This window comes from Neptuniibacter sp. UBA6509 (genome assembly GCA_002435145.1).
In the GTDB taxonomy this organism is placed as follows: domain Bacteria; phylum Pseudomonadota; class Gammaproteobacteria; order Pseudomonadales; family Balneatricaceae; genus Neptuniibacter.
This window is the reverse complement of sequence record DJLT01000079.1, coordinates 1-7,101: the sequence shown is the minus strand read 5'-3', so window position 1 is coordinate 7,101 and position 7,101 is coordinate 1. Positions and strand designations below refer to the sequence as shown.

The following is a 7,101-nucleotide window of genomic DNA, read 5'->3' as shown; positions in this document are numbered from 1 at the left end:
CTTGATTCTGAATCGCCAGGAGAGTGAAAACCCCTCAGTTGCGGTGATAGTCTGTAGTAATATCGTGGCCGCTGCATTAGAAGGGCTTTTATCCGTAGCTGTAGAGCGGGAATGGCTTGAAGCCGATGAAGAAGGGCATATTTTAGTTGATGAAGAGGAGCTTACTCAGGACAGTCAGTACCCCATCGATATCGATTATAGCTCCTCTGAAACCGCCAAACGTAATATTGCGTTAGGTGGTGCGAGTAAATTAACGCAGATTTTTTCAGCGGCAGAAGCTGATTTTATAAAGCTACTTGAGACGAATGCCACGGTGAAAGATCCTTACCAGCAGGCTTTAGAGATCTCTTCTGATTATTCAGTCTTCTCGCCGGAAGATATCTCTCCTTTAATAGCTGAAAATCCTTTGTTATTGGGCTTAAGAGCTGAAGACCTCATTGAAGAAGATCTTTTTGATGGTGACCCTCCGGCAGGTTTGATTATCAGTGCCCATTTAACGCATATGATGCTTCATCAAATGCTCGAATTAGGAGTTGAGCAAGGTGTATTAGTGCTCGATAGTAGTGGTCACATTGTAGTTCCTGAAGCGCCGGATGAGCCCCCTATAATCCATTAGACGGTTATATTGATGTGAACAGTGTCTTTCCTAGGGTGATATATTAGCCTCTTAATAAACCAGTAATAGCCTTCTTTTACGACTGTTAGCCCCTTGCTTTTTAATCGTTATTTCATTTGGCTTTGAATATTGCCAATTGTCCAAGCGCCTTTATGAAGCGCCAGTGCTCATCAAGAAAAACTGGGTGGATCAACCTTTTTCGGATGCGTCGCTCAAGTATATAAATCAGCTGTGATTAATGGTAAATCAGTATACCAACTGCAGTCATTCAGTTGGCATACTGTTGTTTGGTAGGCTGTTAATTTTTAAATTGAATCAAAATTAATTTTGTTTTGGGCTACATGAAAAAGTGCGGCTACAACTTGGCGATCGTAACGTTTACCTGCATCTTCTAAGAGTATATCTAGAGCCTTATCGATGGCTAGACTATCCCTATAGGCTCTAGGGCTTATCATTGCCACAAAGTCATTTGCAGTTGTTAGTATACGAGAATTAAGTAAAAGTGCATCACCACTAATGCCTGTAGAGCCCGAGCCATCTAAATATTCATGTTTCTGCAATATCGTTTCTAGAACAGGTCCTTCAAACTCTATTTCTTGAAGCATGCGTTGTGTGTGTTGGACCTCGTTTTGAACAATTGCTTTTTCATCTGGAGTGAGGATGCCTGTTTTAGTGAGAAGTTCCTGAGGAATAGATAGCTTACCCAAATTGCAAAGGTTGGCTGAAATTTCAAGTGCTGCTCGATCACTTTTATCGATATTCATTGAGTCAGCAATAGCTAATGCAATTGTTGCGGTTTTCTGTGAATGGTTAGCAGAATAAGGGTCATGCAAATCAATGGCATTCATAAGGGATTGCATAATTTGATGCAGAAGCTTCGTTTGCTTTTGTTGGTGCTCTTCGATCATTGTGATGTCATGGAAATTAAGCATCACTGCTTCTGACTCTCCATATTTCATCGGCACTAAATTGATGATAAAGGTGCTGTGAATTCCTTGTAGCTCGAGAGTCTTTTTCTCTGATCTATTTTCTTGGTTCTCAAAGCAGTCTTCTATGATTGGTGTAAGCTGTTCTGCATAAGCACTACCAAGTACTGAATTAAGGTTTTTACCTTGGCTGTCATCTGGATTGATCGCTACTTTGTCAGCTAGCGCTCTGTTGATAAACGCAAGGTTTATTTTACTGTCTACGATCAGAACCATATCGGTAACATTGTCATTGATCGTATCAAGCAAGTTACTTTTCTTTTCAAGTTCGAAAGAGGTGTGCTGGAGTTCTTCGTTCGCTTTTTGCGTCTGGAGTAAATGGCCGTACCAACCTGCGGCAACGAGCATGGCCAATAATGCTAATGTGCCAAGCACTAACATCGTTTGTAGTTCTGCTTGCTCTTCTGTGGTTTGCCCTAGCGCATCCGTACGATCTACTTTGATGATCAGCTTTAAGTTAGTGCTGGCAATATTGCGGCTAACCGCTAATACCTCAGTGCCTCTGTAATCATGTGCTTCAATAAATTGCCCTGTAGAGTTAAATGCACTGGCTGCGGCTGTTTTTCCGTTGGACGGAATTATTTTGGTGAGTGCAGATGAGTTATCTTGGCGAAGAGGACTTGCATAGACAATGCCTTCATCTTTTTTCTGTAAGAGTGCGGATTCTAATGATTGAAGTTCGACGCTAAAGTTTCGTAGTAAACTGTAGAGCTCTTTTTCAGCATTTTTAGTCCCGATGATGTAGCCGATAGTTTTACCTTCTGATCCAAATTGCGGTAGGCCTGTAATAGCAGAAATAAAAGCAATTTGGCTGATTTGGTTCTCATTGAGCCAGATGTCTGTTGGTGCAACAGTGTCAGCTTTAGGGTTGCTTTCAATAACATTAACGATAGAGGAGCTAATTGGCGCTAAACCTGGAGTCCCTGCAATCAGTTGCAAGTTTGAGTCATAAAGCGCAAGGGAGCTATTGGCTATGACGCGTAGATTAGCGTTGACCGTTGTTCGCAGCTTATCGCTATAGCCTTCTCTATTGGCTGCGGCAGTAATTAAGTTCCTTAAGTAATCTTTTTGAGCTGTTTGTTCTTGTTCCTCCACTGTTTTTCCATTTAAACGCTGTAGGTAGAGGCGAACAGAACTATTATTGGCGATCTCTTTAATGGGAGACTGTGTAGCAAACATCCAACGAGTGACACTCAGGCTTTGATTGTCGGCAAGAGCAGAAAGGGTTGTTTGCCAGTGTTGTACGTTTTGGGATTGCTGTTGCTCAGTAAAACGGTTAATCAACAGTAGGCATATTAAAAATATGAGCGTTAGGCTGATAAATCCGGTTGTTAATACTCGTTTCATGAGTTTAGATCCAAGTGTTAGATATTGTATTTACATCATTTATGACTTTAATTTAATTCTTAGAAGCTACTAGAGATAGTAGCAGTATTCTTAAAACACGGGCATGTGTAACCACCAACGTTGTTCGTTTACGGTATAAAGCGGGGTGTAGTGTTTAATGCTTCGATGTGAGATTACTTGCCTGCTTTGGTTATCTAGTATTAATTGATCTCCGCCATAGTTAACCGCTAGCACTGCATGTCCTATACGCAAATTTGTGTCTTGTAGTACAACGATTCTTAATTCCTCGTTAGTGAACCCTAGCAGTCGTAAAGAGAAAAACTTAGTGAGTGAATAATCTTCACAATCACCACTGCGAGATAAGAACTCCCTGACTACAGCCCAGTAATCGGTTTGACCATAATTATCAATGTCTTGGATGTAGGGCTGTCTATTTGCATATTGGTTAACTCGTTCCAACTGCTCCCTTTTGGATAACCCTCTTAAGCTATTAAGGAAGTTATACCAAGGCTTTAAGTTACATAGTCCAGATTGTCTGCATATCTCCTCCGGCGTGTCTTCCCTTAAGTGGCGTTCCATGTAGCTAAGCCATTGCGGGAGTTCATTGAGGGAGCGCTGAGGGAGTTCTTCTGAGCCGAATAGACCTGCATATGCATTTGACGGTATGGCCAAAATCAATAACAAAAGGAGGCTAGTAAAATGTTTAGAATTTAATGCTGTCATCATGCCTCGCCTTAACCCATCTATTAGATAGATAAAGAATATATAACTAGTACAGAAAATCCACCTTTCAGGCTCTAAATTAGGTATCTCATCTTAATTGATCAAGTGACGTTATGGTTTTTAGGCATATTGATCAGCTCTAAATGATGAATTCAGCGTGAGGGAATCGCCAAGCTGATGTTTATGGCTGCAGGGGCGTGTACTTAAAAGCGTAACTTATTAAAGCCGAGTATGAATGAGTGTACTTAAGTTTTTAACAGTATATGAAAATAAATCAGGTGAAATTCTGCATTTTTTTTTACGCTGATTTAGCTATTGGCGTCTACGCTGTAACTAGGAGATAAATTACAAAGCTTGGCGGCTTTAGGATTGGTGGGGTGCGATATGGACTTTAAAAAAATCACTTTAGTGACACTTGTGTCAGCAGTAATGTTTTCTTCAGCTTATGCTAATCAGCAAAAAGAGGAAGAAGAGGATTCCGTAACGGAATGGGGGCCTTGGGCAATCCCGGTTGCAACGGCTGCTGGGCCAGAAGCGACTATTAATGCACTGATATTCGCCGGTGCGGCAGGCTCTGAATATGTATTTATAGATCCTGATTTTGCTGGACCTGATAGTGACACTCCGGTTGATGTCGCGAGCGGCTGTTTACCTGGTGCTCCTTGTGGTTATGCAAGCTATCACCCCGTAGCTCTGCATTATGGTTACGGTGAAGAATCTCAAGAAGCAGGAGCTCGTATTCTTCGTCCTAGAATGAGTATGTCTAGCTTAACCCCGGTAAGTGCTGGTTTTTCCATGCAGGAATTAACCATTGATGGTGGCGAGGGTCGAGGTTATGGGCGCGGAGCGCTTCAGTATTTAGTTACCCCGGGAGGAGATTCAGATCAATATATCGATATTTTATCCTTGCCTCTTCAACAGGGACCATTTGGTGGCTTTGTTGAATATGACAGAGATAACCGCCGGTTAGATGGTTTAGTTGATACTTCATTTTGGTGTCTTGGTAACTGTCGTGGTTATAGACCGCCGAATATGCGCCTAGATCACGGCAATTTGGGTGGTTTGAGTGGTGAAAACTTGTCACATGGTTTCTGGATTTCAAGTGCAAATAATCTTGACGAAGGTTACATACAATCGTATTTGGGTAGCTTTGTGTATGGTACTACATCGACGCTTGATGATTTGTCTTCACTTAAAAATGAACTGGGTTCGCTCGACAATTTTGCTCAATTTAATAATCAGATTGTTGCTACATACATTGGCCATACGGCATTAGGAGCTGGGGTCAATTTAAATATTAATTTTACAGATAATACGTGGGGAGGCTCATTTAATAACGGATACGATACCCGTGTAACAGCTTACAGTAGTGCTAATGGTACAAGTGTTACAGGGCATGTCGGCTTTGACATAAATGGTGGTACGATTGATGGTGTCAATCTTGTTGCCGGTTCTAGTGCATTAAGTGCGAAAGACGGCTCTGTAAATGGTTCGGTTACTGCTAGTTTCTTTGGGCCTAATGCGAGTGAAATCGGTGGAGTTGCTGATATCGAGAAAACTAAGTCAAACACGAGCCCTGCTAATATCCAGCAACCGAGTCCATCGTATGAGAATGCTGCGCACGTTACGACCTTCAGTACTCATCTTGTAAAAACACCTAATCCAAAACGGAAATAGAGCACAATACAGCTATTTTGCACGCTAAGACTAAAAGGCACTTTTTTAAAGTGTCTTTTTTGTTGTGTGAAAAATGCGCAGTAGTTATACTCCTCTTTATATAAGCGCTCAGCTGTAAAGAAAGTAGCGTATTTCAAGAAGGGGAATGGAAGAATGAAGAATTTTAGCAGGGGTTCTATCCTGTCAGGTGTTGTGTTGTCTGTAATGGCATCATCAGTTATCGCCGCAGATACGACAGAAGAACAGTTCGATCCCGAAGCGTTTTTTAAGCAGGGAATGAAAGAACGTGAAGAAGGCGCACCTTATAAATCGATTGAATCCTTCCAGACTATTTTAAGCAATAAGCCAGCCTTGCACCGAGCGCGTCTTGAATTAGCGGTTGCTTATATGCAGACGCTCCAGTATCAAGAAGCTGAGCAGCAAGCACAGGCTGTATTAGATGATCCTCAGACGCCTCCGAGTGTACGAGTGTCTATTTTGGCTTTCTTGGCACAGTTAAAGAAAGATGCTGAACAGTTAATTCCTCAGCATGATCATAAATTTAACCTTTCTGCTGGTATTTTATTTGATAGCAACGTTAATGTGGGCCCATCAAGCGATGTGATCAATATTAATGGTGATATTCTGGATATTACTTCAGGTCAGCCAATTAGTGATTCTGCCTTGGTATTAACCGCTGGTTATGATCATAGCTACCGTACAGGTAAAACCCTTCGTTTTGGTCAAAGTACAGGAATGTTGTTTTGGCAGAGCGGCGCGACTTTATATAACAGGGGCTATGATGAAGAGGGCGAGTTTGATTTAACGGTTCTCTCGCTTCGCACGGGTCCTGCTATCGTTACTAATTCAAAATTCCGTGGCAATATTGCGTTGCAGGCTGATCATATCCGTTTGGGTGATGAGAAACTGGCTAACTATATAGGCCTTCAGCCATCTTTGACTTGGGCTTATGATGCGAGTACTGAGTTTACTATCGATGCTGAAGTGACCGAACGAGATTTTGAGCAAGAGACCGATCAAGGTCGAGATTCTGAATACTATTCTGTAGGTGCATCTTTAGGTAAAGGTTATAAAAACAATACTGTAGGTGTTCAAGCAGGTATTGAGTATTTCAATAATCAGGCTAGAGAAGCTGAATATTCAAACGATGGCTGGGGTGCATATGCTGGTATTAACTGGCAGGTTAAGCCTGAAGGTAGTGTCTTTAGTCGTCTATCGTATAATGAGAGTGAATATGGCGGTATTGTTACGGGCGTTGGTAAGGTTCGTGATGAGGAAGAAATTCAGCTAATTATTGGTGGTAAGCATATGATCGCCAATGAATTTGAACTGTCGTTACTTTGGATGAGAACGGAAGCGGAATCAAATGTTGAGCTATATGAATATGAGCGTAATCAGATCTCTTTCAATGTAAGCCGCAAATTCTAAAGATTAGTTTATGTATTTAAAGGCACCTTTTTAGGTGCCTTTTTTATTGCTTGAAGATTGTTATTGGGGTTTGCTAGATCCTTTGTTTTACTGTTGAGCAGTATTACTTTTTCTTATTGTTATTCATTTTGCTAAGGTATTTTCTTAAGTGATAATAGTTTTCTTGCTTAGCCTAAAATGAGAGGTGAAATGTGTACGACATGAAGAGTGCGGTTCCTGGTTTAGTGTGGCCGGTAGCTCCAGATGGAAATGGTGCTTTTATGCTGTCTTTGCAGTACCAATTTCAACAAACTGAACAACAGACTGCTGAAGTGATACTGGATT

Annotated in this window: 5 protein-coding genes; 3 read left to right on the top strand and 2 right to left on the bottom strand. The window is 41.4% G+C overall.

The window, feature by feature from the left end:
* Positions 1 to 616: hypothetical protein (locus B4K11_RS09920; RefSeq protein ID WP_292959347.1), on the top strand; the 616-nt coding region annotated here is incomplete at its 5' end.
* A gap of 305 nt (positions 617 to 921) precedes the next feature.
* On the opposite strand, the gene B4K11_RS09915 is transcribed toward B4K11_RS09920, so the two are convergent.
* The gene (locus tag B4K11_RS09915; protein ID WP_292950049.1) at positions 922 to 2,949 is read right to left on the bottom strand and encodes an HD domain-containing phosphohydrolase; all 2,028 of its coding nucleotides are present in this window, start codon (positions 2,947 to 2,949) and stop codon (positions 922 to 924) included.
* Between the two features lie 90 nt (positions 2,950 to 3,039).
* Positions 3,040 to 3,675 carry a transglutaminase-like cysteine peptidase gene (locus tag B4K11_RS09910; protein ID WP_292950047.1) on the bottom strand — a complete coding sequence of 212 codons (636 nt, stop codon included), beginning with the start codon at positions 3,673 to 3,675 and terminating at the stop codon, positions 3,040 to 3,042.
* A gap of 381 nt (positions 3,676 to 4,056) precedes the next feature.
* Between B4K11_RS09910 and B4K11_RS09905 the strand changes: the two genes are divergently transcribed.
* Together B4K11_RS09905 and B4K11_RS09900 are read left to right on the top strand one after the other, a co-directional pair.
* Positions 4,057 to 5,349: a transferrin-binding protein-like solute binding protein gene (locus B4K11_RS09905; RefSeq protein WP_292959346.1), complete on the top strand. Its 1,293-nt coding sequence runs from the start codon at positions 4,057 to 4,059 to the stop codon at positions 5,347 to 5,349.
* A gap of 153 nt (positions 5,350 to 5,502) precedes the next feature.
* Positions 5,503 to 6,777, top strand: coding sequence for a surface lipoprotein assembly modifier (locus B4K11_RS09900; protein ID WP_292950043.1), 1,275 nt, complete (start codon positions 5,503 to 5,505; stop codon positions 6,775 to 6,777).
* Positions 6,778 to 7,101: the final 324 nt, after the last annotated feature.